The sequence below is a fragment of the Micromonospora sp. WMMD1076 genome (assembly GCF_029581475.1).
Classification (GTDB): Bacteria; Actinomycetota; Actinomycetes; order Mycobacteriales; family Micromonosporaceae; genus Micromonospora; species Micromonospora aurantiaca.
Map to the genome: position 1 here is coordinate 4,125,269 of NZ_CP120862.1, position 26,369 is coordinate 4,151,637.

The window sequence follows — 26,369 nt, forward strand, 5'->3', positions numbered from 1 at the left end:
CTCAGGCACGCGGGCCGAGGTCCCCGGAGCGGTAGTGGCGCCGGCACAGCACCTGGTAGCGCACGTCGGCGGTGTCCACGGTGTCGCCGATGACGACCTGTGCGCCCTCGCGGACCACCCGGCCGCCGACCACGCGGGCGTTGAGCAGCCCTTCCCGGCCGCACCAGCACAGCACCTCGACCTGGATGCGGGCCACCTCGTCGGCCAGTTCGAACAGCCGCTGCGCGGCCGGGAACAGGCAGGAGCGGAAGTCGGTCGCCAGGCCGAAGGCGTAGACGTCGACGTCGAACCGGTCGACCAGCTCGGCCATCTGCTCGATGTGTTCGAGGTTGTAGAACGAGGCCTCGTCGCAGATCAGGTAGTCCACGCGTACCCCCTCGGCCCACGCGTCGCGGACCAGGACGCGCAGGTCGAGGTCGTCGGTGACCTCGACGGCCTCGTGGGCCAGGCCGATGCGGGTGGTGACCTGCGGGCCCAGCGAGCGGTCGATGCGGGTGGTGACCAGGCCGCGGCGGCCCTGCCGGGCGTGGTTGTGGTTCATCTGCAACGCCATGGTGGACTTGCCGCAGTCCATCGGCCCCCAGAAGAACTTGAGCGCGGCGGCGTGCAGCGGCCGGCCGTCGACGCCGCGGGCGGCGGCGCAGCCGCTGGCTCGGTCGTCGCCGGGCCCCGGCAGGGGGCGGGCCAGGCAGGTCGGGGCGGCGTCGTCGGTCACGTCGGGGCAGCCTAGTCCATCGGCACCGCCCGATCCGGCGCGCGATGATCCACAGGCCGCGGCGAGGCGGATCAGAGCACCCGGGGCGGGGTGTTCCCGGCGGCGATGATGGCCCGGCGCATCGGCACGGCGGCCAGCAGCGCGAAGCCGACCACGAAGAAGATCAGCAGCGACACCAGGCCCACCCGGTACGACGAGGTCAGCTGGAAGACCAGGCCGAACGCCAGCGGGCCGAGCCAGCTGGTGCCCTTGTCGCTGATCTCGTAGAAGCCGTAGTACTCGCCCTCCTTGCCGGCCGGGATGAGCTGGCTGAACAGCGACCGGCTCAGGGCCTGGCTGCCGCCGAGCACCAGGCCGATGCAGCCGCCGAGGATCATGAACGGTACGGGTGCCTCGGCGGGCAGCCGGAACGCGGCGATGATCACACCGGTCCAGAGCACCAGCGACAGCAGCACGGTCTTCCACGCGCCGATGCGCTTGGCGAGCGCGCCGAGTGCGAGCGCGCCGCCGAAGGCGAGGAACTGCACCAGCAGGATGGTCACGATCAGCGTGCTCTGTTCCAGCCGCAGCTCCTCGGTGCCGTACTGGCTGGCCAGGGTGATGACGGTCTGGATGCCGTCGTTGAAGACCAGGAACGCGAGCAGGAAGTACAGCGTCAGCGGGTACGTCTTGATCTCCCGCAGGGTGCGCCCGAGCTGCCGGAACCCGTCGGTGAGCACGTTGACGCCGCTGCCGCCCCGCCGGGCCGCCTCGGTCGGGTGTTCGCGCAGCCAGCGCAGCGGCACCAGGGTGAACGCGGCCCACCACACGCCTGCGGACACGATCGACCAGCGGGCCAGGTCCAGCGTGCGCTGGGCGTTGCCCTCCTCGCTGAGCATGGTGACCGCGACGAGGTTCAGCGCGAGCAGCAGGCCGCCGCCGAGGTAGCCGATGGCCCAGCCGCGGCTGGAGATGCCGTCGCGTTCGTCCGGGCCGCCGAGTTGCGGCAGGAACGAGTTGTAGACGACAACGGCGGCGCCGAAGGAGATGTTCGCGATCAGGAACAGCGCGCCGCCGAGCAGGTAGCGCTCGCCGGTGACGAACGCGAACGCGATGGTCGCCCCGGCGCCGGTGAACGCCGCGGCGGCGAGCAGCCGCTTCTTGTGCGCCGACCGGTCGGCGATCGCGCCGATCACCGGCAGCACGAACACGGTGAGGAAGACCGACAGCGAGATCAGGTACGGGTAGAACGACCCGGCGGCGACCTTGATGCCCAGCGGGTACACCGCGCCGTCGCAGCTGTCGGCGCCCAGCTCGCAACCGGCGGCGAGTTCGGTGACCGTGGTCAGGAACGGCCCGAGGAAGACCGTGATGACAGTGGTCTGGAACGCGGAGTTCGCCCAGTCGTAGAAGTACCAGCCGGTGCGCTCGCGGCGGGTGCTGCCCGGTCCGGCGGGGTCGGCGACGGCGGGGGTGACCGTATCGGCCATCGGGGGTCGTCCTCGGGGGCTCAGGCGGCCCAGTGGCCGCGACTGCGATAGACGTCACGGAGCACGCTGACGTGATCGGTCATGATGCCATCCACACCAAGATCAAGTAAGTGGTGCATCCGGGCGGGTTCGTCGATCGTCCAGACGTGCACCTGCAGCCCGATCCGGTGGCAGTACGCGAGGAACCGCCCGTCGACCACCGGCACCCGGCCGAAGGAGACCGGCACCTGCGCGGCGACCACGGACGGGGGCAGCCGCAGGGGTCTTCCGTGCAGCGAGGCCAGCCGCAGCCGGGCCACGCCGCGCATGCCGAGGCCGGTGGCGACCCTCGGCCCGGCCAGCGCCCGCAGCCGGGCCAGCCGGGCGTCGCTGAACGAGGCGAGCAGCACCCGCCCGCCCGCGCCGGCCCGGGTGACTGCGGCGACCGTGGGTGCCACGCCGCCGTCGGACTTCACGTCGATGTTGAACCGCACCTGCGGCCAGGCGTCGAGCACCTCGTCCAGGCGGGGCACCAGGGCGGCGCCGCCGACGCGTACCGAGGCCAGGTCGGCCCAGCGCAGATCCGCGATGCGGCCCGGCTCGCCGGTGACCCGGCGCAGCGTCGGGTCGTGGAAGACCACCGGTACGCCGTCGGCGGTGGCGTGCACGTCGGTCTCCACGTACCGGTAGCCCAGGGCGACGGCACGGGCGAACGCGGCGGCAGTGTTCTCGTCGCCGTCGGCCGCGCCGCCGCGGTGGGCGAACGCCAGCGGCGCGGGCGCGTCGAGGTAGCCGTGACGGGGCTGCACGCGGGCAGTATGCCCGGCCCGGGTAGCGCACACATGGCCGGGCAATGAAATTACCCATCGTTCCCTATCATCGCTAAGATAGGGTCCGATGAGTAACGACATGTACTCGGTGGAGCAGGTAGCTGACCTGCTCGGCCTGCACGTACGCACCGTGCGCGGCTACATCCGCTCCGGACGGCTGCGGGCCACACGGATCGGCAAGCAGTACCGGATCGCCCGCGCGGACCTGGACGCGCTGACCGGCCGGCCCGCGCCGCCCTCGGCGCCGGGGGCGGAGGTGTCCAGCGTCGTGCGTCTCGACGGCGTCGACCGGGCCGCCGCCGACCGGCTCGCCACGCTGGTGCTGGCCGGTGTGAACACCCACCACGACCCGGACCGTCCGCTGCGCGTGCAGACGGTCCACGACGAGGAACGGCACCGCATGACCATCATGATCCTGGGCGACCTCACCGCCACCGCCGACCTGCTGCGCCTGCTCGACGGGGTGCTCGACGGCGGCAACGGCCTGCTCGGCGGCGGGGAGCGCGGCCGTGGCTGACCTGATGCAGGAGCGCGCCGGCGTGCCGGTGCTGGTCTGCGACCCGGACGGCCCGCCGATCGCCACCGAGCGCGACGCGCTGGACCTGATCGGCGCGGCGTTCCTCGGCGCGACTGTGGTCGCGGTGCCGGCCGACCGGCTCGACCCCGGCTTCTTCACGCTCGGCACCCGCTTCGCCGGTGAGGTGATGCAGAAGTTCGTCAACTACCGGCTGCGCCTGGTGATAGTGGGTGACATCTCCGCGCACCTGGAGCGCAGCGGCGCGTTGCGGGCGCTGGTGGCCGAGTCGAACCGGCACGACCAGGTGTGGTTCGTCCCGGACCTGGACGCGCTCGACGACAGGCTGCGCGCCACCCCCTGACCCACCCTCGCCCCGCCCAGCCTCACCTCGCCGATCTTGCGCTTGCGGCCCTCGTCGGAGGCGGTTTGCCGGATTTGCCGGGACCCCAAGTGCAAGATCGGCGGCGGCGCGCGGGCAGACCGCGCGCTCGGGCAGGGGGCCGGGGCGCGTCGGTTCAGCCGGACCGGTCGCCGGGTGCGACGGCCGCGTCACGGGTTCCGGGCGGCGGGTACGGACGCTCGGCGAGCAGCCGGGCCAGGTGGGCGCTGTTGAGCGCCAGCGCGGCGGTGGTACGGCCGGTCGTGTCGGGTTTGGGGCCGGCGTCGACGTAGTCGGTCTTGTGCAGCGCCTCCCCGACCCAGTAGGTGGCCCCGGCAGCCGGGCAGGTGAACCCCACCTCGTTGAGGGCCTGCTGCACCTCGGCGATGGTGTGGTGCGCGCCGTCCTCGTTGCCGACCACTGCCACCCCGCCGACCTTGCCGTAGGTGCGCAGGCGGCCCTGGTCGTCGGTCTCGGACAGTTCGGCGTCCAACCGTTCCAGGACCATCTTGGTCACCGACGAGGGCTGACCGAGCCAGATCGGCGTGGCGATGATCAGGATCTGGGCGGCGAGCAGCTTGGCGCGGATGGCGGGCCAGCCGTCGCCGTCGCCCTCGTCGACGGAGACCCCGAAGCGCACGTCGTGGTCGACCACCCGGACGATCTCGCCGTCGACGCCCTGATCGGCCAGTGCGTCGAGCACCTCCTGGCCGAGCACCTGTGAGCTGGACGTCGCCGGGGAGCGCTTCAGGGTGCAGTTGAGTACGAGTGCTCGGACAGCGGTCATGGCCAGGTCCTCTCCGCTCAAGGGGATGCGGGACTTGATACCCGCCAGCGGGGCCGGGATGCGTCAGCCGGTGCGGTGGCGACGGTGCGCGCGGGCGGTGTCGACCGGACGGCCCGGGTCGACGTGGCGCGGCAGGTCCGGCTCGTCGGGGCGCAGCAGCACCAGGTCGTCGGTGATCGCGTCGATGATCCGGTCGGTGGCCTGCCGGGCCGCGCCGGGGGAGCCCGGCCGCAGGTCGTCCAGCGGCACCGGGGCGCCGAAGTGCACCCGGATGGCGGGCCGGCGCAGGACCGCCCGGGCCGTCGCGCGCAGCATCCCCTTCGGCGCCCGGTAGGGCAGCACCTCGTGCGAGCCCCACTGGGCGACCGGGACGACGGCGGCGCCGCTGGCGAACGCGAGCCGGGCCGCGCCGGTCTTGCCCCGCTCGGGCCACATGCCCGGGTCGAGCCCGATGCGTCCCTCCGGGTAGACGAGCACGACCGAGCCGCTGGCCACCGCGTGGGCGGCGACCTCCAGCGAGCGGTGCACCGCGGCGGTGCCCCGGTCGACGCGGATGTGCCCGGCGCGGCGCATCAGCGACCCGATCAGCGGGGCGCGGAACAGCCCGCCGGTGGCCATGATCCGGGGCGCGACGTGCCGGACCCGGCAGGCGGCGGTGAGCACCACCGGGTCGAACGGGCTGATGTGGTTGGCGGCCAGGACCAGCGGGCCGTGGCGCAGCGCGTCGGGCACGTCGCCGGTGACCTCCAGCCGGCCGATCAGTCCGACGACGGCGCGGGCGAGCGTCTGCGCGCCCCGCCACAGCAGCGGCGCACGCCAGGGGGTGCTGTTCATCAGTGCTGGATGGTCGCACGTGCCGGGGCGGCCCCGGCACCCGGCACGGTGATCCGGGACCGCGGGTCCTCCGGCAAGGGTGATCAGGGTCATTGGTCCCGGGCCGGGTGGGGCCCTGCGGCCCTGCTGCTTTCGCTACGACGCCGAGTAGTATCTACTACGTCTCGTAGTATGCGCAGCTGGGGGTTTCAGGTGGACGCGTTGGACGTCGCCCGCTGGCAGTTCGGTGTCACCACCGTCTACCACTTCTTGTTCGTGCCGTTGACCATCGGCCTGTCCGTGCTGGTGGCGATCCTCCAGACCATGTGGCACCGCACCGGCAACGAGCGGTACCTCAAACTCACCAAGTTCTACGGCAAGCTCTTCCTGATCAACTTCGCGATGGGTGTGGTCACCGGCATCGTGCAGGAGTTCCAGTTCGGCATGAACTGGAGCGACTACTCCCGCTTCGTCGGCGACATCTTCGGCGCGCCGCTGGCCATCGAGGCCCTGGTGGCGTTCTTCCTCGAATCCACGTTCATCGGCCTGTGGATCTTCGGCTGGGACCGGCTGCCCAAGCGCCTGCACCTGGCCGCGATCTGGGCCGCCGCGATCGGCACCAACCTGTCGGCGTACTTCATCCTCGCCGCGAACTCGTTCATGCAGAACCCGGTCGGCTTCCGGATCAACCCGGACAGCGGCCGCGCCGAGCTGACCGACTTCGTCGCCGTGCTCACCAACAAGGTCGCTCTGGTCACCTTCCCGCACACCCTGGCCGGCGCGTTCCTGGTCGCCGGGTCGCTGATGGTCACCGTCGGCCTGTGGCACGTGATGCGCAACCGCGACAGCGCCGACACCGGCGCGTACCGCTTCGCCACCAAGCTCGGCTCCTGGGTCGTCCTGATCTCCTCGGCGCTGGTCGTCCTCACCGGCGACGTCCAGGGCAAGATCATGACCGAGGTGCAGCCGATGAAGATGGCCGCCGCCGAGGGCCTCTACACCACCGAGAGCCCCGCCTCGTTCTCCGTGCTCACCGTCGGCAGCCTCGACGGCAGCCGTGAGCTGTTCGCCGTCAAGATCCCGTACCTGCTGTCGTTCCTCGGCACCGGCGACCCCAACGGCACCGTGCAGGGCATCAACGACCTGCAGGCCCAGTACGCCAGCCAGTACGGCCCCGGCAACTACGCCCCGATCATCCCGGTCACCTACTGGAGCTTCCGCTTCATGATCGCCTTCGGGCTGGCCGCCGCCGCGATCGCGCTGCTGGTGCTGTGGAGCCAGCGCAAGGGCCGCACCCCCACCAGCAAGTGGCTGCTGCGCGCCGGCCTGGTCATGCCCGTCCTGCCGCTGCTGGCCAACTCCTTCGGCTGGATCTTCACCGAGATGGGCCGCCAGCCGTGGATCGTCTTCGGCGAGATGCTCACCCGTGACGGCGTGTCCCGCAGCGTCTCCCTGACCGAGGTGCTCACCTCGTTCACCGCGTTCACCCTCATCTACGCCGTCCTCGCGGTGGTCGAGTTCAAACTGCTGGTCCGCTACGCCCGCGCCGGCGTACCGGACGTCACCCCGCAGACCGACGACGACGACACCGACGACGCCGAGCGCCCGCTGGCGTTCGCCTACTGACACCCCGGAGCCCAACCGTGGAACTGACGACCGTCTGGTTTCTCCTCGTGGCCGTGCTCTTCACCGGCTACTTCATCCTCGAAGGCTTCGACTTCGGCGTCGGGATGCTGCTGCCGGTGCTCGGCCGCGACGACAGGCAGCGCCGCGTCCTGATCAACACCATCGGCCCGGTCTGGGACGGCAACGAGGTGTGGCTGATCACCGCCGGCGGCGCGATGTTCGCCGCCTTCCCCGAGTGGTACGCCACCCTGTTCTCCGGCTTCTACCTGCCGCTGCTGCTCATCCTGCTGGCCCTGATCGCCCGCGGTGTCGCCTTCGAGTACCGCCACAAGCGGCCCGAGGCGTCCTGGAAGCGCCGCTGGGACCAAGCCATCTTCTGGGGCTCGGCGATCCCGGCCGTGCTGTGGGGCGTGGCGTTCGCCAACATCTTCCGCGGCGTGCCGCTGGACGCCGACCACGAGTACGTCGGCGGCCTGCTCGACCTGCTCAACCCGTACGCGCTGCTCGGCGGCCTGACCACGCTGGGGCTGTTCCTCACCCACGGCGCGGTGTTCCTGGCGCTCAAGACCACAGGCGACATCCGGGAGCGCGCCGGCGCCCTCGCGGTGAAGCTCGGCGTCGGCACCGCCGTGGCGGCCGTGGCGTTCCTGAGCTGGTCGCTGAGCATCCGCTCCAGCGCCGCCGCCGTCGTGCTCGCCGTCGGCGCCGCCATCGCCCTGCTCGGCGGGCTGGCCGCCGCCAAGGTACGCCGGGAGGGCTGGGCGTTCACCGGCACCGCCGTGGCGATCGCCCTGGCCGTGGCGACGCTGTTCGCCGCGCTGTTCCCGAACGTGATGCCGTCCACCCTCGACGCGGCCGGCACGCTCACCGCCACCAACGCCGCGTCCACCCCGTACACCTTGAAGATCATGACCTGGGTGGCCGTGGTGTTCACGCCGATCGTGCTGGCCTACCAGGGCTGGACGTACTGGGTGTTCCGCCGCCGGATCGGGGTACAGAACATTCCGCAACACTGATCGACCTGTGGGCGCAGGGGCGCGGGGCCGGTGCGAGCGGTCGCACCGGCCCCGCGGGGTCTCTGCGGTCAGCGCGCCTCGCGCAGCTCCGCCAGCCGCGCCTCGATCTCGGCCAGCTCGGCGCGCAGCTTCTCCGCCTGCTGCTCGGCCTCGGCCCGCTCGGCGGCCAGGATCTGCTCCACCGCCTCCTGCACCCCCGGCACGTCCACCAGCGCCACCATCCGCAGCGCCTCGGCCGGCTTCACCACGTACGGCCGGGCCAGCGCCTTCGTGCCCTGCTGCGCCGCCACCGTCCACTCGCCCTCGGCGTAGGCCAGCGTCACGGTCAGCCCCGGCGGGGTCTTCGGCTTCGCGGCCTTCACCGCCCGCTTCGCCGGCTTCGGCTCCGCCGCCTGCTGCTCGGTCTTCGGCTCCTCCCGCCGCGGCGCCGGAACCCGCGGCGTGTCCAGCACGAACTCCGGCTCCGGAGCGGCCGCTGGCTGCTCCGGTTCCGGCTTCGCCTCGGCGGCCGGACGCCGCCCGGCGCCCTTCGGGGCGATCGCCACGTCGGCGGGGGAGAACGGCAGCTCGTCGCGGCCGAACCGCACCACCACGAACTCCTCCGACGCCGCCGGGTCGGTCAGCTCCACCACCTGCCCGAGCTGCCCGGCCATCTGCCCGGCCGCCTCGGTGAACACCACCCGGGGCTTGCGGCCCGCGGCCAGCGCCTCCCGGATCCCCTGAACCTCGTCAGTGGACAAACCCTGACCCGCCATCACGCCCTCTTCCGTACACCTGTTTGACGCAGCCTTGATACCAGCCGGCTGCGACACCACGATGATCAGCCCCCGAGGGCCCGCAGCGCCGCGTCGGCGTGCTCGTTCATGCTCAGCTCGCTGTGCACCACTGCCAGCACCCGCCGGTCCGTGCCGATCACGAACGTCATCCGCCGGGTGCTCAGCGCGCCCAGCGGCAGCCGCCGCCGCACCCCGAACGCCCGCGCCACCTCGCCGTCGACGTCGGACAGCAGCGGATAGTCGAACCCGTGCCGGCGGGAGAACTCCGCCTGCCGCCGCACCGGATCCCGGCTGATCCCCACCCGCTGCGCGCCCACCGCCGCGAACTCCGCCGCCAGGTCCCGGAAGTGGCAGCTCCCCGCCGTGCAGCCCCGCGTCATCGCCGCCGGGTAGAAGAACAGCACCACCGGCCCGGCGGCCAGGAACTCCGACAGCCGCCGTGGCGTGCCCGTCTCGTCCGGCAGCGTGAAATCCTCGACCAGGTCACCGACACCCACCGCGTCACTCATGAGGCGAGGATATGTAGACATCGGCGATCCCGCTCCGTCGTACCCGGCGAGCGACAGGGAGGCACCGCCGCACGACGCGAAGGACCGGCAGTGAAGTAGGTGATCATGATCCACTCCAACCCGGAGCCGTGGGGCCACCCCACCTCCGAATACCTCGCCGCCCACCAGGAACTGCCCGACGAGGTACGCGACCGGCTCAACGCCGACGAACCGCGGGCCTGGCTCATCCGGGTCGCCGCGCGACGGCTGCTCGGCCGGGCCCTGCCCCACGGCCCGGTGGGCCGCTACCAGCTCCAGGCGGCCATCGCCGCCGTGCACGCCGAGGTGCCGGCCTTCCCGGACACCGACCGGCTGCAGATCAGCGTCCTCTACGACATGGCGCTGCTCGACCCGCTGCTGGCCGACCCGGCGATGCGCGGCCACCACCGGCTGCACGCCGTCCGCGCGCACCTGCTGGAACTCCACGGCGACCCGCGGGCCGCCGCCGAGCACTACCGGCTGGCCGCCCGGCTGACCGGAAGCCTGCCCGAACAGCGTTACCTCAACCGGCGGCTGCCTCGGCCACGCTCAGCGCCACACCGCGGCCACCTCGTCGGCCACCACGTCGGCTTGGGCGAACCCGGCCCGCGCCGACGCCGCCCGCCGCGCCGGGTCCAGCACGTTACGGCCGATCGCCGTCCGCGCCGCCCGGTCCGGCGACACCACCGCCACCCGCGCCCCCGCCTCCCGCAACGCCGCCACCTGCGCCGACAGCCGCGGCATCGGCCCCACCGCCGCACGCGTCGGCGCCAGCACCACCACCTGCCCGCACCCGGCCGCCAGATCCGCGTTCACCGGGGAGCGGACCCCGCCGTCGACGTAGCGCCGGCCGCCGACTGTGACCGGCGGCCACACCCCCGGCACCGCGCAACTCGCGCCGACCGCGTCCACCAGCGGCACCCCGCTGTCCGCGTCGAACACCACGAACTCACCGGAGGCCGCGTCCACGGCGGTGACCAGCAGCCGCGCCGCCGGCCACTCCGGCGACGGCAACCGCGCCGCGATCACCGCCCGCCGCGACTGCTCCGACGGGGTACGTGCCGACAACGCCATCGCGCCGATACGTGCCCGGGCCCGCGCCGCGTCCCGGCCCCGCCCACCGGCCCACGCCCAGCGCAGCAGCACCCTCGTCCCCAGCCGCGCCGGCACCTCGTCGCGGGGCGGCCGCAGCTGCGCCTCGTACAACTCCGCGAGCGGCGTACCCGAACGCACCTGCGCCCCGACCACCGACCCGGCCGACGTACCCACCACCAGGTCCGCCTCGTCCAGCCGCACGCCGTGCCCGGCCAGCCCGGCCAGCAGACCCAGCTCCCAGGCCACCCCGGTCACCCCGCCGCCACCCAGCACCAAAGCGCGCCCCATGTGACAGTCCTCTCCACCCCGGATGGTCCCGCCCACGGTAACGTCGCCCCCACCGCACAACAGGGGAGAAGGGCATTGACCTCCGTCACCATCGTCACCGGGGGAGGACGCGGCATCGGCGCGGCCACCGCCCGCCGGCTCGCCGCCGACGGCCACGACCTGGTCATCGGCTACCGCGCCGACCACACCGCCGCCGAGGCGGTCGCCGCCGACGTGCGCGCCGTCGGCCGCCGCGCGGTCACCGTCGCCGCCGACACCACCGACCCCGACCAGGTACGCCGTATCTTCGACGCCGCCGACCGGCTCGGCCCGCTCACCGGCCTGGTCAACAACGCCGGCGTCACCAGCCCGATCGGCCCGTTCACCGACCTGCGCGTCGACGACCTGCGGGAGGTCGTCGACGTCAACCTCATCGGGTACGTGCTGTGCGCCCAGCAGGCGGCCCGCCGGCTCACCCACGGCGGCGCGATCGTCAACGTCTCCTCCGTGGCCGCCACGCTCGGCTCACCCGGCGAGTACATCCACTACGCCGCCGTCAAGGCCGCCACCGACACCCTCACCGTCGGGCTGGCCAAGGAACTCGCGCCGCACGGTGTCCGCGTCAACGCCGTCGCCCCCGGCATCATCCGCACCACCATCCACGCCCTCTCCGGCGTGCCCGACCGGCCCGACAGCGCCGCGAGCCGGATCCCGATGGGCCGCGCCGGGGAACCCGAGGAGGTCGCCGGCGCGATCGCGTACCTGCTCGGCCCGGACGCCTCGTACACCACGGGCGCGGTCCTGCGCGTCGGCGGCGGTCTCTGACCCGGCGGCGGCCCGGGGGATTCCCGCCCCCGGGCCGCCGCGTCGCGTCTCCTACCGGGTGAACAGCTTCGCCGCCGTGATCAGCGTCTGCACCACGCCGTAGCCCAGCAACGCCGACACCACCAGCCACGACACCACCAGGCGGGCCCGCTGCCCGCCACCGGTCCGCTCGTTCACGATCCGCTCCTCTCCGCCGTCACCGGCTGCCCCGGTCCCGTCTCGTCCCGCCCGGACGCGGGCTCGTGGTAGCGCTGCGGCACCGGCCGCACCAGCAGGTTCGCCACCAGACCCACCGCCAGCACCCCGACCATCGTGAACAGCGCCGGCCGGTACGCGGCCGCGGTCAGCGTGCCCGGCTCGCCCTGCGCGTCGAGGAACGCGTTGACGATCAGCGGCCCGGCCACGCCCGCCGCCGACCACGCGGTCAGCAGCCGGCCGTGGATCGCGCCCACCTCGAACGTGCCGAACAGGTCCCGCAGGTACGCCGGCACGGTCGCGAACCCGCCGCCGTAGAACGACAGGATCACGCACGCCAGCAGCACGAACAACGCCGTCGCGGTCTGCCCCACCAGCGCCAGCAGCAGATACAGCACCATGCCCACACCCAGGTAGACCACATAGATCGGCTTGCGGCCGATCACATCCGAGGTGGACGACCACACGAATCGGCCCGCCATGTTGAACAGCGACAACAGCCCCACGAACCCGCCGGCGGCCGCCACCGACACCGCCGACGTGCCGCCCTCACGGAAGAAGTCCTGGATCATCGGGCTGGCCTGCTCCAGGATGCCGATACCCGCCGTCACGTTGCAGAACAGCACCACCCACAGCAGCCAGAACGACCGCGTCCTGACCGCGTTCGCCGCCGACACGTTCGCCGTCGTCACCAGCGGCTTGTCCGCCACCTGAGCCGGGTCGAACCCGGCCGGCCGCCAGTCCGGCGCGGGCACCCGCACGTTGAACACCCCGAACATCATGATCACGAAGTAGCCGACGCCGAGCGTCACGAACAACCACACTAGCGCCGGCCCCGACGCCGTGGAACCGCTGTTCGCCGGGTCGTAGCCCGGGTCGTAGAACGACATCAGCTGCCGGGACAGGGGAGAGGCCACCATCGCCCCACCACCGAACCCCATGATCGCCAACCCGGTCGCCAGACCCGGCCGATCCGGAAACCACTTGATCAACGTGGAGACGGGGGAGATGTACCCGATCCCCAGACCGATCCCGCCCAGCACCCCGTACCCCAGGTACAGCAACCACAACTGCCCGGTCGCGATGCCCAGCGCCCCCACCAGGAACCCCGCCGCCCAGAAACACGCCGAGACGAACATCGCCTTACGCGGCCCGTTCGCCTCCACCCACGTACCGGCCACCGCGGCCGACAACCCCAGCATCACGATCGCGATGCTGAAGATCACCCCGATCGCCGTCTGACCGGTGTCGAAATGCGCGATCAGGGAGTTCTTGTACACGCTCGTGGCGTAGACCTGCCCGATGCACAGATGGATCGCCAGCGCCGCCGGCGGAATCAGCCAACGGCTGTACCCCGGCGGCGCGACGGTGTGCCGACGATCGAGTGCGGAAAGCATCAGCGCTTCCTCCGTCCGGATGGCGAGAACACCCCGGTTCATGCCCCCGCCGCACGCTGCGCCCAAACCCGCCCCGCGCCGGGCGGCCGGAACGCTGCGCCGAACGGTCACCCCCGTCCCGGCCGTCATCACCCCGCCACCGGCAGTCATCCCCGGCCCGGGATGCGACGATGACCAGGTGAAGATCCTGTCCATCCAGTCGTCGGTCGCCTACGGCCACGTCGGCAACTCCGCCGCCGTGTTCCCGCTGCAACGCCTCCGGCACGAGGTCTGGCCGGTCCTGACCGTGCACTTCTCCAACCACACCGGCTACGGCGCCTGGCGCGGCCCCCTGCTCGCCCCCACCGACGTCGCCGACGTCATCGCCGGCATCTCCGACCGCGGCGTGCTCGGCACCGCCGACGCCGTCCTCTCCGGCTACCAGGGCGACCCCGCAGTCGGCGCCGTCATCCTCGACGCCGTCACCCGCGTCAAGGCCGCCAACCCGGCCGCCCTCTACTGCTGCGACCCGGTCATGGGCGACGTCGGCCGCGGCATGTTCGTCCGCCCCGGCATCCCCGAATACCTGCGCGACACAGTCGTCCCCCGCGCCGACATCGTCACCCCCAACCAGTTCGAGCTGGAATTCCTCGCCGGCCGCACCACCGACACCCTCGACGACCTGCTCGCCGCCGTCGACACCGTCCGCGCCACCGGCCCCCGGCACGTCCTGGTCACCAGCGTCCTGCACGGTGACCTGCCCGCCGGCCACCTGGAGGTCGTCGCCGTCTCCGACGACGGCGCCTGGGCCGTCACCACCCCGCTGCTGCCGATCGCCCCCAACGGCGGCGGCGACGTCACCGCCGCCCTCTACCTCGCCCACCTCGCCACCACCGGCTCACCGAAGACCGCGCTGGAACGCACCACCAACTCGATCTACGCGGTCCTCGAAGCGACCCTCGAAGCCGGCACCCGCGAACTGCAACTCGTCGCCGCCCAGGACGCCATCGCCGACCCACCCACCCGCTTCACCGCCCGCCGGCTGCGCTGACCGACAGTGCGGGTGCACCTGTCGCCGCCACCACGACCACAGGTGCACCCGGCGACGACTCGCCGCTCGAACTGGTGGACGACACCACCGCCCACCAGGCAGGATGCGGACGTGTCACCGCACCCGGCAACCGACGACCCCGCGTTCGCCCAACGCCTGCGCGACCTGACCCGGCTACGCCGCGTCCGCGACCGCATCGACCGCGAATACGCCGAACCCCTCGACGTCGAAGCCCTCGCCCGCGGCGAACACATGTCCGCCGGCCACCTCAGCCGACAATTCCGCCAGACCTACGGCGAATCCCCGTACGCGTACCTCATGACCCGCCGCATCGAACGCGCCATGGCCCTGCTGCGCCGCGGCGACCTCAATGTCACCGACGTCTGTTTCGCCGTGGGCTGCCAGTCCCTGGGCACCTTCAGCACCCGCTTCACCGAACTCGTCGGCGAACCGCCCGGCGCCTACCGCGCCCGCCACGCACCCGACACCGCCGAACCACCACCCTGCCTGACCAAACAGGCGACCCGACCGATCAGGAATCGAGAAGCCCGCACCGGCCGGCCACCACTAGCGTGACCACCATGACGATCACCATTCACTACGCGTTCCTGCCCCACACCGACGCCGACGCCGCCCTCGCCTTCTACCGCGACACCCTCGGCTTCGAACTGCGCAACGACGTCGGCTACCAGGACATGCGCTGGCTCACCGTCGGCCCACCCGACCAGCCCGAGACCGGCATCGTCCTGCACCCGCCGGCCGCCGACCCCGGCATCACCGACGACGAACGCCGCACCATCCTCGAACTCATCGCCAAGGGCAGCTACGGCGCGCTCACCCTCGCCACCGACGACCTCGACGGCCTGTTCGACCGCCTCCAGGCCAGCGGCGCCGACGTCGTCCAGGAACCCACCGAACAGCCCTACGGCGTACGCGACTGCGCCTTCCGCGACCCCACCGGCAACCTCATCCGCATCAACGAGCGGCGCTGACCGCACCCATGACCGACGCACCCCGCATCCGCGCCCAGCGCCGCCACGACACCACCCACCGCCTCGACAACGACGTCGACTGCTGGATCGCCACCGCCGGCCCCGACGGCACCCCGTACCTCGTACCCCTGTCCTTCGACTGGGACGGCCACACACTGCTCGTCGCCACCCCGGCCGACAGCCCCACCGGCCGCAACCTCGCCGGCGGCCGCGCCCGCGTCGGCCTCGGCCCCACCCGCGACGTCACCATGATCGACGGCCACGTCGAAACCCTCACCATCGACGCCCTGCCCACCGAGCACGGGGACCGATTCGCCACCCGAACCGGCTTCGACCCCCGTACCCTGACCACGCCCCACCGCTGGTACCGCATCACGCCACACCGCATCCAGGCCTGGCGCGAAGCCGACGAGCTGCCCGGCCGCACCCTGATGCGCGACTGCCGCTGGCTCGACTGACACCCGCACCACCGGACGGAGAGACCATGAGCAAGGCCACCACCGGCCTGCACCACGCCGACAGCCACGACATCATCCGCGTCCACGGCGCCCGCGAGAACAACCTGCGCAACGTCGACGTCGAGATACCCAAACGCCGCCTCACCGTCTTCACCGGCGTCTCCGGCTCCGGCAAGAGCTCACTGGTCTTCGGCACCATCGCCGCCGAGTCCCAGCGCCTCATCAACGAGACCTACAGCGCCTTCGTCCAGGGCTTCATGCCCACCCTGTCCCGCCCCGAGGTCGACATCCTCGAAGGCCTCACCACCGCCATCATCGTCGACCAGGAACGCATGGGCGCCGACCCCCGCTCCACAGTCGGCACCGCCACCGACGTCAACGCCATGCTCCGCATCCTGTTCAGCCGCCTCGGCGACCCCCACATCGGCCCACCCAACGCCTACTCGTTCAACGTCCCCTCCGTACGCGCCGCCGGCGCCATCACCGTCGACCGCGGCCCCGGCAAGACCCAGACCAAGAAGGGCACCTTCAACCGCCTCGGCGGCATGTGCCCCCGCTGCGAGGGCCGCGGCGCCGTCACCGACTTCGACCTCACCGTCCTCTACGACGAGAAGCTCTCCCTCAACGAGGGCGCCATCACCATCCCCGGCTACAGCATGGACGGCTGGTACGGCCGCATCTTCCGCTCCAGCGGCCTGTTCGACCCCGACAAGCCCATCCGCGACTACACCAGACGCGAACTGGACGACCTGCTCCACAAGGAGCCCACCAAGGTCAAGGTCGACGGCATCAACGTCACCTACACCGGCCTCATCCCGGCCATCAGCAAGTCGATGCTCGCCAAGGACGTCGACGCCATGCAGCCCCACATCCGCGCCTTCGTCGAACGCGCCGTCACCTTCACCACCTGCCCCGACTGCGACGGCACCCGCCTCGCCCCGGAAGCCCGCTCCTCGAAGATCAACGGCATCAACATCGCCGACGCCTGCGCCATGCAGATCAGCGACCTCGCCACCTGGGTACGCGACCTGCACGAACCCTCCGTCGGCCCGCTGCTCAAGGCACTGGGGGACACCCTCGACTCGTTCGTCGAGATCGGCCTCGGCTACCTCAGCCTCGACCGGCCCGCCGGCACCCTCTCCGGCGGCGAGGCCCAGCGCACCAAGATGATCCGCCACCTCGGCTCGTCCCTCACCGACGTCACCTACGTCTTCGACGAACCCACAATCGGGCTGCACCCGCACGACATCGCCCGCATGAACGACCTCCTGCTGCAACTGCGCGACAAGGGCAACACCGTCCTCGTCGTCGAACACAAACCCGAGACCATCGCCATCGCCGACCACGTCGTCGACCTCGGCCCCGGCGCCGGCACCGCCGGCGGCACCATCTGCTACGAAGGCACAATCGCCGGCCTGCGCGCCAGCGACACCACCACGGGCCGCCACCTCGACGACCGCGCCACCCTCAAGGACAAGCTGCGTACGCCCACCGGCACCCTGCCGATCCGCGGCGCCCGCACCCACAACCTGCGCGACGTCGACGTCGACATCCCCCTCGGCGTCCTGGTCGTCGTCACCGGCGTCGCCGGCTCCGGCAAGAGCAGCCTCATCCACGGCTCACTGGCCAAACATGAGGACGTGGTCAGCGTCGACCAGACCGCCATCCGCGGCTCCCGCCGCAGCAACCCCGCCACCTACACCGGCCTGCTCGACCCCATCCGCAAGGCCTTCGCCAAGGCCAACGGCGTCAAACCCGCCCTGTTCAGCGCCAACTCCGAAGGCGCCTGCCCGACCTGCAACGGCGCCGGCGTCATCTACACCGACCTCGGCATGATGGCCGGCGTCGCCAGCACCTGCGAGGACTGCGAGGGCAAGCGGTTCCAGCCCGCCGTCCTCGACTACCACCTCGGCGGGCGCGACATCAGCGAGGTCCTCGCCATGTCCGTCGACGAAGCCGAGACGTTCTTCAGCGACGGCGAGGCCCGCACCCCGGCCGCCCACACCATCCTCGACCGGCTCGCCGACGTCGGCCTCGGCTACCTCACGCTCGGTCAGCCCCTCACCACGCTGTCCGGAGGGGAACGGCAGCGCCTCAAGCTCGCCACCCGGATGGGGGACAAGGGCGGCGTGTACGTCCTCGACGAACCCACCACCGGCCTGCACCTGGCCGACGTCGCCCAACTGCTCGACCTGCTCGACCGGCTCGTCGACGCCGGGAAGTCCGTCATCGTGATCGAGCACCACCAGGCCGTCATGGCGCACGCCGACTGGATCATCGACCTCGGTCCGGGCGCCGGACACGACGGCGGCCGGATCGTCTACGAGGGCACCCCGGCCGATCTCGTGGCGGCGCGGTCGACGCTCACGGGCGAACACCTGGCCGACTACGTCGGCGCCTGACCGCCGTACGGCAGCCCAGGGGAGAGGCGACGGTCAACACCACTGTCGATCGGCGCCTCTACTCTCGGCCGATGAGCTTCAGCGCCTTCGCCCGCCGCGTCCGCGACCCGGCGCTGCCGCACCAGCGCCGGGTCTCCGCACTACGCTCGTGCGTGCAGCTGTACCGCCCAGTCGGCTTCGAGGCGACACTCAGCTTCCTCGAAGAGCTGGCCGGACCGTTCCGGCGTGACGAGGCGGCGCTGCTTCGGGCGCTGGAGCAGCTCGCGGCGAGCCGCCGACTCCGGCACGAGGATCTACAGCGGTACGCCGCCGAACGCCGCACCGCGAAGCAGCTCGGCCACCGGACACCGAGGCGCGCTGATCGAAACCCCGACCTGGGCCCGGCGATCTGGTACGGAGCTGCGCAGCGAGCGGCACTGCACGCGCTGGGCTACTGGCGGCGCAGCCGGCTGCCCGAGCTGCTCGCGGGCAACGACCCGGGCGCGCGGGAGATCGGCGACTCGGTGTCCGCCTGCCTCGCCGGCGGCGGACCTTTGACCGTGGAGCAGCATCGGCTACTCGATGACGCGGTACAGCAGGTGCGGCAGCGTGTCGGCGGACGGCTTTACGAGGAAAACGCGCGGGCGTACTTCCGTGGGCGAGACCTGCTGCGCGTCGCCGCGCTCGTCAGGGACGCGGCGACGCCGGAATGCGCCCGCGCAGCGCCTCGGGCCAGAGGTGAGAACGACGGCCCTCAAGGGATCGCTGCGCACACCGAAGGCGCAAAGCCTGCCTGAGCACCGGATCATGCAGATTCGATAATGTACATTATGTCAAGTAGGGTCGGGCCGGAACTCCCCGGGCGCCCGCGCGAGGCAGTTGACCCGCCTTTGGGCAGAGCCTTCGGCGTGCCGGAGGTTCCAAGCAGTCGCCTCCCTGTTATGCCGCCGGACCGCGCGTACTCGACCGGGCGAGCGTCGGAAGCGACAACAAGCGCCGCCAGTGCGCCGATGTGGCCACATCGGCGCACTGGGATTACCGCCACCCCGGCGAGGTGGAGTTGATCATCGCGTTGGTCGCCACTCTCCCCCGACGTGGCCTCCTGGCGGGAACGCGAGAATCATGCATAATATCCCTTATGCATGACAAACCGGACGAAACGATTGGCACTCTGATCGAAGAGTTCCTGACCGCCCGGGCCACCCGCAAGCCCTCCCCCCACACCCTGGCCGCGTACCGGCGGGATCTGGCCACGGTGGCCGGGCTGGTCGCCGCCGACGGTGACGCCTCTCCCCTGCACCTAACCATCGGCACCCTCTCCCCCAAGGTGATGCGCGCGGCGTTCGCGCGGTTCGCCGCTCCCCGCGCCGCGGCATCGGTCCATCGCGCCTGGTCGACCTGGAACAACTTCTTCACGTTCCTGGTCGCCGAGGGTGTCGTACCGGGCAACCCGATGCCTGCGGTGGGGCGGCCCCGCACGCTGCTCCCCCGGCCCAAACCCCTGCGGGGCGAGGGCACCCCGGAGGAGTTGCTGGCGGCGGTGGCCCGGGCGGAGGGCCGGCAGCGTGATCCGTGGCCGGAGCGCGACCTGGCGGTGCTGGCGCTGGCGTTGTGCGCGGGGTTGCGGCTGTCGGAACTGCTGGCGCTGCGGGTGTCATCGGTGGCCGGGCGCGACGGCGAGCGACGGGTGGACGTGGCGGGCAAGGGCGGGCGGCCGCGTACGGTGCCGATCGAGGACGCCGTGGACCGGGTGCTGGCCGGTTATCTGGACAGCCGTCGGCACCGGTTCGGGTCGCGCAGTGTGCGGCCGGACTCGCCGTTGCTGGTGGACCGCCAGGGTGAGGCGTTGCGGCGGGGTGGGCTGCAGTACCTGGTGGAGTCGTGTTACCGGCGAGCGGGCATCGGTGACCGGGTGCCGCGGGGTGCGCGGTTGCACGCGTTGCGCCACACGTTCGCGACGCGGCTGGCGGAGGACGGGGCGAGCGCGGCGGAGATCATGCGGTTGCTGGGGCATGCGTCGTTGGCGTCGTCGCAGACGTACATCGAGGTGACGGCGGGTCAGCAGCGGGCGGCGGTGGCGGCGAACCGTACCAACCGGGCGTTGTCGGGGTTGGCGCCGCCGCTGTGACTGTCGCGCGGCGGTCGGTGTGTGGGGTTGCGCGGTGGCAGGATCGGCCGGATGCGGGTGGGTGCGGCGCGGGCGGTGGCGGTCGGGTGGGTACGGGAGCGGATGCGCACGGATCCGTCGATCGAGGGGGCGTTGTTCAGCGGGTCGACTGTGGGGTTGCCGGACGACGCGGTGCTGCCGGTGTGGTCGGACGTGGACGTGTTGCTGGTACGCCGGGAGCCCGGGGCGAAGGTGGGCAAGTTCGTGCACCGGGGGGTGCTGCTGGAGGTCAGCACTGTCACGTGGGAGGAGTTGGGCAGCCCGGAGGACGTGCTGGGGTCGTGGGTGTTCGCGCCGATGTTCCGTACCGATGGGGTGATCGCGGATCCGTCGGGGCGGCTGGCCGCGGTGCGGGAGCGGGTGGCGGCGGGGTTCGCGGATCCGGTGTGGGTGCGGGCGCGGTGCGCGGGGGTGCGGCGGCGCATCGAGGACGGCTTGCGGGCGGTCGACGCCGGACCGTCGACCGCGGAGCAGGTGCTGGCGTGGGTGTTTCCGACGTCGTTGCTGGCGGTGTGGCCGGCGGTGGCGGGGTTGGCGGATCCGACGGTGCGGCGGCGGTACGTGCGGGCGGAGCGGGTGTTGTCGCGGTTCGGGCTCGCGGATCGGTACGCGGGCCTGCTGGACACGCTCGACGGCGGCGGGGTGGGCGTGGACGCGGCGCGGGTGCGGGAGCATCTGGCCGGGTTGGCTGTGGTGTTCGACGAGGTGGCGCGGTTGCCGCGGGCGGGGTTCACGTTCGGGGCGGATCTGGGCGTGGCGGGGCGTCCGGTGGTGTTCGACGGTGCGGCTGAGCTGATCGGGGCGGGCCGGCATCGGGAGGCGATGTTCTGGGTGCTGGTGACGTACGCGCGGTGTCATGTGGTGTCGGGCGCGGTGGCGCCGGAGCGGGCGCGGGCGTTCGGGGCGGTGCTGGCTGATCTGGGTGTGGCGTCGGCGGCGGATCGGCGGCGGCGGGCGGACGGTTTGCTGGCGGCGTTGCCGGGGTGGCAGTCGGTGGTGGATGCGGTGGCGGTGGCGGCTGTGGCAGGCTGAGGGGGAACGCGACTGGCGGCACGGGGATGGGTGAACCATCGGGGAGCTCGTCGCGGGGGTCGACCGCCTGGGCCTCCGCGGGCGAGGTGTCGTATGTCTTCTGCGCGATTGTTGCCGGGTGCCCCGGTGGCGGAGCAGGTGTTGTCGGAGGTCGCCGCGTCGGTGGCGGAGCTGCGTGCGGCGGGGGTGACGCCGGCGCTGGCGACGGTGCTGGTGGGTGACGACGACGCGAGCGCGGGTTATATCCGGATCAAGTCTCGGCAGGCGGCGGAGCTGGGGTTCGTGTCGCCGCACGTGCATCTGCCGGCGTCGGCGTCGCAGGCGGATCTGCATGCGGTGCTGGCGGATTTCAACGCGGACGAGACGGTGCACGGGGTGCTGGTGCAGTATCCGATTCCGGGTCGTCTGGACTACGACCGGGCGTTGGCGGAGCTGGACCCGGACAAGGACGTGGACGGGATGCATCCGGTGAACATGGGCCGGCTGGCGTTGGGGTTGCCGGGGCCGTTGCCGTGTACGCCGGCGGGGATCGAGGCGTTGCTGGCGTTCCACGGTGTGCCGGTGGCGGGCCGGGAGGTGGTGATCCTGGGCCGGGGTGCGACGTTGGGGCGGCCGTTGGCGATGTTGCTGGCGCAGAAGCGGCCGACGGCGAACGCGGCGGTGACCGTGGTGCACACGGGGGTGGCGGACTGGCCGCGGTACACGCGGCGGGCGGAGATCCTGGTGGCGGCGGCGGGGGTGCCGGGGATCGTGCGGCCGGAGCATGTGCGTCCGGGTGCGGTGGTGGTCGGTGGTGGGGTGCGGTACGAGGGGCGGCGGTTGCTGCCGGACGTGGACGAGTCGTGTGCCGGGGTGGCGGGGGCGATCACGCCGCGTGTGGGCGGGGTGGGTCCGACGACGGTGGCGATGTTGTTCCGCAACGCGGTGGAGGCGGCGCGGCGGCAGAGTGGTCCGGGCTGAGCGTCAGCCGAGGTCGACGACGAGGGGCCGGTGGTCGGAGATGGTGGCCAGTGGCGTGTGGACGGCGGTGACGGGTGGGAGCCGGTCGAGCGCGTGCCGGTCGGCGAGGATGTGGTCGAGTTGGACGCGGGGTTGCCCGGCCGGGTAGGTGGGGCGGCGGGCGAGGGGCTGCCAGCGGGTGAGCGCGGCGGCGGGTCCGGCGGGCAGGTTGAGGTCGCCGAGCAGGATCCGGGGTGCGGGCAGGGTGCGCAGGACGCGGACGACGCGGCGTAGTTGCCAGATGTTCCAGCCGGGGACGAAGGACAGGTGGGTGGCGGCGACGGTGAGGGGGCCGTGGGGGGTGTCGAGGACGGCGGCGAGCACGACGCGGGGTTCGTCGCGGAGCAGGACGAGTCCGCCGCCGGGGCCGGGTGCGTAGATGGGTGAGCGGACGGGTGCGGCGCGCAGGCGGGTGACCTGCCAGGAGCGGACGGGGTGGCGGCTGATGAGGCCGATGCCGTAGAGGGGTTCGCCGTGGCCGTCGTCGTCGTGGGTGAGGGGGCGGAACTGTTCGCCGGGGGTGCCGACGACGGCGGCGGCGAAGCGGTGGTGGTCGGCGTGGAGGGCGCGGGCGGCCACGGCGGTGAGGTCGAGTTTGCCGCTGCGGGTCTGGTCGCGGTCGACTTCCTGGAGGGCGAGGACGTCGGCGTCGAGGTCGGTGACGGCGGCGGTGAGCCGGTCGGGGTCGACGAGCCCGTCGGTGAGGGATCGGCCGTGCAGCAGGTTGAAGGTGGCCAGGCGCACCTGGACACCCTACGTCGTCGTGGGAGTCTTGCCGGGTGCTGAAACTGCTGTGCTGTTCGATGCTGGTGTTCGTGGCGGTGGGGTCGGTCGGGGTGTGGTTGCGGCGTCGCCGGGGGCGGTGAGGCTGGACACAGGTGGTCTCGTCGCTGGTGGTGGCGTGGGCAGAATGCGTCGGTGGATGCCCTGTCGTTGACGACGTTGCTGACCGCTGCCCTTCTGGCCGGGTGGGTGGACGCGGTGGTGGGTGGCGGCGGTCTGTTGTTGTTGCCGGCGTTGCTGGTGGCGGCGCCGGCTGTGCCGGTGGCGACGGCGTTGGGCACGAACAAGCTGGCGGCGATCTTCGGTACGTCGACGGCGGCGGTGACGTATGCGCGGCGGACGAAGCTGGACTGGGTGGTGGCGGGTCCGGCGGCCGGGTTGGCGGTGCTGACTGCGGGGTTGGGTGCGGCGTTGGCGGGTGCGGTGCCGGGTGGCGCGTACCGGCCGGTGGTGCTCGTGGTGCTGGTGGCGGTGGCGGTGTTCGTGCTGGCGCGGCCGTCGCTTGGTGTGGTGGCGTCGCCGCAGCGGCGGACGCCGGCGCGGGTGGTGGTGGCGGTGGCGGTGGCCGGTCTGGGCATCGCCCTGTACGACGGGTTGATCGGGCCGGGCACGGGGACGTTCCTGGTGTTGGCGTTCACGGCGATTCTGGGTTCGGATTTCGTGCAGGCGTCGGCGATGGCGAAGGTGGTCAACGCGGGCACGAATCTGGGTGCGCTTGTGGTGTTCGGGTTGACCGGTCACGTGTGGTGGGCGTTGGGTGCGGCGATGGCGGTGTGCAACGTGGTGGGGGCGGCTGTGGGCGCGCGGATGGCGTTGCGGCGCGGTGCCGGGTTCGTGCGGGTGGTGCTGCTGGTGGTGGTGCTGGCGCTGGTGGCCCGGTTGGGTTACGACCAGTGGACGGCGGGCTGATCGCGGTGGCGGTGCGGGCGGAGCACGACCGGGCGGTGCTGGCGGGTCTGCTGGGCCGGGATCCGGTGTTGCACGCGTACCAGTTGGGTGATCTGGACGATTTCTTCTGGCCGTACACGTCGTGGTTCCGGCGTGGCGACCAGGTGGTGTTGCTGTATCACGGGGTCGAGTTGCCGACGTTGCTGGCGTTCGCGGCGCCGGATCGGGTGCCGGAGTTGGCGGGGTTGCTGGTGGAAGCGGCGCCGGTGTTGCCGGCGCGGATGTGGGCGCACCTGTCCCCCGGTCTGGAGGCGGCGCTGGGCCGCTGGTTCGTGGTGTCGGAGGCGGCGGCGCATCACCGGATGGCGTTGACGGATGCGGGGCGGCTGGCGGCGGTGCGGGCGGTGGGTGAGCCGTTGGGGCCGGCGGACGCGGCGGAGCTGGCCGGGTTGTACGCGGTGGCGTATCCGGGGAACTGGTTCGATGCGCGGATGCTGGAGACGGGCCAGTACGTGGGGGTGCGGGAGCACGGCCGGCTGGTGGCGGTGGCGGGGGTGCACGTGTTCTCGCCGCGGTGGCGGGTGGCGGCGCTGGGGAACGTGACGACGCATCCGGACGTGCGGGGCCGTGGTCTGGGTGCGGGTGTGGTGGCGGCGTTGTGCGCCCGGCTGCGCGCGTCTGTGGATCATGTGACGTTGAACGTGCGGGCGGACAACGCCGCGGCGGTGCGGCTGTACGAGCGGCTGGGGTTCTCCCGGGTGGCCGGGTTCACCGAGTGTGCGTTGACGTCAGCGGCCGCGGCTGGGTGAGTCGAACCGGCCGGCGCGGATCTCGCGCAGGGCCCGGCGGCGGGTGTCGCCGCGCAGGGTGTCGACGTAGAGGCGTCCGCGCAGGTGGTCGGTCTCGTGTTGCAGGGCGCGGGCGAGGAAGCCGCTGCCGGTGATGGTGAGCGGCTCGCCGTGCTGGTCGTAGCCGTGGGCGGTGGCGTGCAGCGCGCGGGGGGTCGGGAAGTACAGGCCGGGGATGGACAGGCAGCCCTCCTCGTCGTCCTGGAGTTCGTCGGACACCTCCAGGGTGGGGTTGATCATGTGGCCGCGGTGGCCGTCGGCGTCGTAGACGAACACCTGGGCGTTGACGCCGATCTGGGGTGCGGCGACGCCGGCGCGGCCGGGTGCGCCGAGCAGCGTGTCCATCAGGTCGGTGACGAGGGCGCGCAGTTCGGCGTCGAAGCTGGTGACGGGTTCGCTGGGGGTGCGCAGCACGGGGTCGCCGATGATCCGGATGGGACGCATAGTCATGCCCGGAAGGCTATCCGTTGCTTACCGCTCGTAGGTGGGCACCCGCCGGGGCGGTGATGCTCGTAGGGTGTGCGGACACCGTCGCAGGGAGGCCGCCGTATGTATCCGCCGATCGAGCCGTACGCGCACGGGACGCTGGACGTCGGGGACGGGCAGCGCGTGTACTGGGAGACGTGCGGCAATCCGGACGGCCGGCCGGCGCTGGTGGTGCACGGTGGGCCGGGTTCGGGGGCGGGCGCGTCGTGGCGGCGGCTGTTCGACCCGGCCGCGTACCGGATCGTGTTGTTCGACCAGCGTGGCTGTGGGCGCAGCACTCCCCCGGCGTCGGATCCGGCGACCGACCTGTCGGTGAACACCACCGGGCATCTGCTGGCCGACATGGAGCTGCTGCGCGCGCATCTGGGGATCGACAGGTGGCTGCTGTGCGGTGCGTCGTGGGGGTCGTCGCTGGCGCTGGCGTACGCGCAGCGGCACCCGCAGCGGGTCGGCGCGCTGGTGCTCTTCAGCGTGGTCGCCAACACCAGCCGGGAGATCGAGTGGGTGACCCGGGACATGGGCCGGGTGTTCCCGCAGGAGTGGGCGCGGTTCCGCGACGGGGTGCCCGAGGCCGACCGCGACGGTGACCTGTCGGCGGCGTACGCCCGGCTGGTCGACGACCCGGACCCGGCGGTGCGGGATCAGGCGGCGCGGGACTGGTGCGACTGGGAGGACGTGCACGTGTCGCTGGCCGGCGGGTACGCGCCGGATCCGCGGTTCGACGATCCGGTGTTCCGGTACGGGTTCGCCCGGCTGGTGACGCACTACTTCACGAACCGGGGTTTCCTGCCGGACGGGCAGCTGCTGCGCGACGCGGGCCGCCTGGCGGGCGTTCCGGGGGTGCTGGTGCAGGGCCGGCTGGACGTCAGCGGCCCGCCGGACATCGCGTGGCTGCTGACCCGGGACTGGCCGGACGCGCGGCTGGAGATCGTGGAGTCCGGCGGTCACGGCGGCGGTCACGGCATCGGCGAGCGGGTCGTCGCCGCATTGGACGAGTTCGCCGCCGCCGGCTGAGGCGCCGGGCGGCCGGCGGAAGCCCGAGCCGCCGCACGCGGGCCGCCGGAGCCGGAGCCGTCGTGGGAGGCCGGGCCG

Annotated in this window: 29 protein-coding genes; 17 read left to right on the forward strand and 12 right to left on the reverse strand. The window is 72.2% G+C overall.

Annotation, left to right across the window (positions count from 1 at the left end; translation table 11 throughout):
- Window position 1: 1 nt before the first annotated feature.
- The 3 genes from O7622_RS19585 to O7622_RS19595 all read right to left on the reverse strand — a co-directional run bounded on the left by O7622_RS19585 (window position 2) and on the right by O7622_RS19595 (window position 2,972).
- Window positions 2–676, reverse strand: a complete 675-nt coding sequence (locus O7622_RS19585; RefSeq protein ID WP_233585531.1) for a thymidine kinase — start codon at window positions 674–676, stop codon at window positions 2–4.
- Between the two features lie 110 nt (window positions 677–786).
- Window positions 787–2,184 (reverse strand): MFS transporter, encoded by a 1,398-nt coding sequence (locus tag O7622_RS19590; protein WP_013286330.1) that lies wholly within the window; start codon window positions 2,182–2,184, stop codon window positions 787–789.
- Between the two features lie 20 nt (window positions 2,185–2,204).
- Window positions 2,205–2,972 carry a glycerophosphodiester phosphodiesterase family protein gene (locus tag O7622_RS19595; protein ID WP_282309613.1) on the reverse strand — a complete coding sequence of 256 codons (768 nt, stop codon included), beginning with the start codon at window positions 2,970–2,972 and terminating at the stop codon, window positions 2,205–2,207.
- Between the two features lie 88 nt (window positions 2,973–3,060).
- On the opposite strand from O7622_RS19595, the gene O7622_RS19600 reads away from it, so the two are divergent.
- Window positions 3,061–3,510 carry a helix-turn-helix domain-containing protein gene (locus tag O7622_RS19600; RefSeq protein WP_282309614.1) on the forward strand — a complete coding sequence of 150 codons (450 nt, stop codon included), beginning with the start codon at window positions 3,061–3,063 and terminating at the stop codon, window positions 3,508–3,510.
- Window positions 3,503–3,871, forward strand: a complete 369-nt coding sequence (locus O7622_RS19605; protein ID WP_282309615.1) for a DUF4180 domain-containing protein — start codon at window positions 3,503–3,505, stop codon at window positions 3,869–3,871. The genes O7622_RS19600 and O7622_RS19605 overlap by 8 nt, the downstream gene beginning before the upstream one ends.
- Window positions 3,872–4,025: 154 nt before the next feature.
- Here the strand turns inward: O7622_RS19605 and O7622_RS19610 are convergent, their stop codons facing one another.
- Window positions 4,026–4,676, reverse strand: a complete 651-nt coding sequence (locus tag O7622_RS19610; protein ID WP_282309616.1) for an NAD(P)H-dependent oxidoreductase — start codon at window positions 4,674–4,676, stop codon at window positions 4,026–4,028.
- 63 nt (window positions 4,677–4,739) lie between these two features.
- Entirely contained in the window at window positions 4,740–5,510 is a 771-nt protein-coding gene (locus tag O7622_RS19615) for a lysophospholipid acyltransferase family protein (protein ID WP_282309617.1), read from the reverse strand.
- A 192-nt stretch (window positions 5,511–5,702) separates the two neighbouring features.
- Here O7622_RS19615 and O7622_RS19620 point away from each other — a divergent pair, with 192 nt between their 5' ends.
- Both O7622_RS19620 and cydB read left to right on the forward strand, forming a co-directional pair.
- Window positions 5,703–7,115: a cytochrome ubiquinol oxidase subunit I gene (locus O7622_RS19620; RefSeq protein ID WP_282309618.1), complete on the forward strand. Its 1,413-nt coding sequence runs from the start codon at window positions 5,703–5,705 to the stop codon at window positions 7,113–7,115.
- A 17-nt stretch (window positions 7,116–7,132) separates the two neighbouring features.
- The gene (gene cydB, locus O7622_RS19625) at window positions 7,133–8,131 is read left to right on the forward strand and encodes a cytochrome d ubiquinol oxidase subunit II (protein ID WP_282309619.1); all 999 of its coding nucleotides are present in this window, start codon (window positions 7,133–7,135) and stop codon (window positions 8,129–8,131) included.
- A gap of 68 nt (window positions 8,132–8,199) precedes the next feature.
- Here the strand turns inward: cydB and O7622_RS19630 are convergent, their stop codons facing one another.
- The 3 genes from O7622_RS19630 to O7622_RS19640 all read right to left on the reverse strand — a co-directional run bounded on the left by O7622_RS19630 (window position 8,200) and on the right by O7622_RS19640 (window position 10,817).
- On the reverse strand, window positions 8,200–8,886 hold the full coding sequence (locus tag O7622_RS19630; protein WP_282309620.1) for a hypothetical protein: 687 nt from the start codon (window positions 8,884–8,886) through the stop codon (window positions 8,200–8,202).
- A 65-nt stretch (window positions 8,887–8,951) separates the two neighbouring features.
- Complete coding sequence (locus O7622_RS19635; protein ID WP_282309622.1) at window positions 8,952–9,416, reverse strand: peroxiredoxin; 465 nt, start codon at window positions 9,414–9,416, stop codon at window positions 8,952–8,954.
- Between the two features lie 567 nt (window positions 9,417–9,983).
- Window positions 9,984–10,817, reverse strand: a complete 834-nt coding sequence (locus O7622_RS19640; protein WP_282309624.1) for a patatin-like phospholipase family protein — start codon at window positions 10,815–10,817, stop codon at window positions 9,984–9,986.
- A gap of 75 nt (window positions 10,818–10,892) precedes the next feature.
- Between O7622_RS19640 and O7622_RS19645 the strand changes: the two genes are divergently transcribed.
- A complete protein-coding gene (locus O7622_RS19645) occupies window positions 10,893–11,621 on the forward strand; it encodes an SDR family oxidoreductase (protein WP_282309625.1) in 729 nt (242 codons plus the stop codon).
- Between the two features lie 51 nt (window positions 11,622–11,672).
- Here the strand turns inward: O7622_RS19645 and O7622_RS19650 are convergent, their stop codons facing one another.
- On the reverse strand, window positions 11,673–11,798 hold the full coding sequence (locus tag O7622_RS19650; protein WP_282309626.1) for a hypothetical protein: 126 nt from the start codon (window positions 11,796–11,798) through the stop codon (window positions 11,673–11,675).
- Complete coding sequence (locus O7622_RS19655; RefSeq protein WP_282309627.1) at window positions 11,795–13,213, reverse strand: OFA family MFS transporter; 1,419 nt, start codon at window positions 13,211–13,213, stop codon at window positions 11,795–11,797. The genes O7622_RS19650 and O7622_RS19655 overlap by 4 nt, the downstream gene beginning before the upstream one ends.
- 178 nt (window positions 13,214–13,391) lie before the next feature.
- On the opposite strand from O7622_RS19655, the gene pdxY reads away from it, so the two are divergent.
- From pdxY to O7622_RS19700, 9 genes are all read left to right on the forward strand, one after another.
- On the forward strand, window positions 13,392–14,243 hold the full coding sequence (pdxY, locus tag O7622_RS19660) for a pyridoxal kinase PdxY (protein WP_282309628.1): 852 nt from the start codon (window positions 13,392–13,394) through the stop codon (window positions 14,241–14,243).
- 111 nt (window positions 14,244–14,354) lie between these two features.
- A complete protein-coding gene (locus tag O7622_RS19665) occupies window positions 14,355–14,819 on the forward strand; it encodes a helix-turn-helix transcriptional regulator (protein ID WP_282309629.1) in 465 nt (154 codons plus the stop codon).
- Window positions 14,820–14,824: 5 nt separating this feature from the next.
- Window positions 14,825–15,235, forward strand: coding sequence for a VOC family protein (locus O7622_RS19670; protein ID WP_282309630.1), 411 nt, complete (start codon window positions 14,825–14,827; stop codon window positions 15,233–15,235).
- A gap of 8 nt (window positions 15,236–15,243) precedes the next feature.
- Window positions 15,244–15,693 carry a pyridoxamine 5'-phosphate oxidase family protein gene (locus tag O7622_RS19675; protein WP_282309631.1) on the forward strand — a complete coding sequence of 150 codons (450 nt, stop codon included), beginning with the start codon at window positions 15,244–15,246 and terminating at the stop codon, window positions 15,691–15,693.
- Between the two features lie 26 nt (window positions 15,694–15,719).
- Window positions 15,720–18,095 carry an excinuclease ABC subunit UvrA gene (locus O7622_RS19680; protein WP_282309632.1) on the forward strand — a complete coding sequence of 792 codons (2,376 nt, stop codon included), beginning with the start codon at window positions 15,720–15,722 and terminating at the stop codon, window positions 18,093–18,095.
- 71 nt (window positions 18,096–18,166) lie between these two features.
- Entirely contained in the window at window positions 18,167–18,871 is a 705-nt protein-coding gene (locus O7622_RS19685) for a hypothetical protein (RefSeq protein WP_282309633.1), read from the forward strand.
- A 341-nt stretch (window positions 18,872–19,212) separates the two neighbouring features.
- Window positions 19,213–20,202 carry a tyrosine-type recombinase/integrase gene (locus O7622_RS19690; protein WP_282309634.1) on the forward strand — a complete coding sequence of 330 codons (990 nt, stop codon included), beginning with the start codon at window positions 19,213–19,215 and terminating at the stop codon, window positions 20,200–20,202.
- Window positions 20,203–20,253: 51 nt separating this feature from the next.
- Window positions 20,254–21,273, forward strand: coding sequence for a hypothetical protein (locus O7622_RS19695; protein ID WP_282309635.1), 1,020 nt, complete (start codon window positions 20,254–20,256; stop codon window positions 21,271–21,273).
- A 93-nt stretch (window positions 21,274–21,366) separates the two neighbouring features.
- Entirely contained in the window at window positions 21,367–22,233 is an 867-nt protein-coding gene (locus tag O7622_RS19700) for a tetrahydrofolate dehydrogenase/cyclohydrolase catalytic domain-containing protein (protein WP_282309636.1), read from the forward strand.
- A 3-nt stretch (window positions 22,234–22,236) separates the two neighbouring features.
- Here O7622_RS19700 and O7622_RS19705 read toward each other — a convergent pair whose 3' ends face one another.
- A complete protein-coding gene (locus O7622_RS19705) occupies window positions 22,237–23,016 on the reverse strand; it encodes an endonuclease/exonuclease/phosphatase family protein (RefSeq protein ID WP_282309637.1) in 780 nt (259 codons plus the stop codon).
- Window positions 23,017–23,190: 174 nt separating this feature from the next.
- Between O7622_RS19705 and O7622_RS19710 the strand changes: the two genes are divergently transcribed.
- Complete coding sequence (locus tag O7622_RS19710) at window positions 23,191–23,964, forward strand: TSUP family transporter (protein ID WP_282309638.1); 774 nt, start codon at window positions 23,191–23,193, stop codon at window positions 23,962–23,964.
- The gene (locus O7622_RS19715; RefSeq protein WP_282309639.1) at window positions 23,949–24,752 is read left to right on the forward strand and encodes a GNAT family N-acetyltransferase; all 804 of its coding nucleotides are present in this window, start codon (window positions 23,949–23,951) and stop codon (window positions 24,750–24,752) included. Before O7622_RS19710 ends, O7622_RS19715 begins: the two co-directional genes overlap by 16 nt.
- Here O7622_RS19715 and def read toward each other — a convergent pair.
- Window positions 24,732–25,241, reverse strand: coding sequence for a peptide deformylase (gene def, locus O7622_RS19720; RefSeq protein WP_282309640.1), 510 nt, complete (start codon window positions 25,239–25,241; stop codon window positions 24,732–24,734). The two genes, O7622_RS19715 and def, sit on opposite strands and share 21 nt — an antisense overlap.
- 99 nt (window positions 25,242–25,340) lie before the next feature.
- On the opposite strand from def, the gene pip reads away from it, so the two are divergent.
- The gene (pip, locus tag O7622_RS19725; protein WP_282309641.1) at window positions 25,341–26,291 is read left to right on the forward strand and encodes a prolyl aminopeptidase; all 951 of its coding nucleotides are present in this window, start codon (window positions 25,341–25,343) and stop codon (window positions 26,289–26,291) included.
- The last annotated feature ends 78 nt before the right edge of the window (window positions 26,292–26,369 follow it).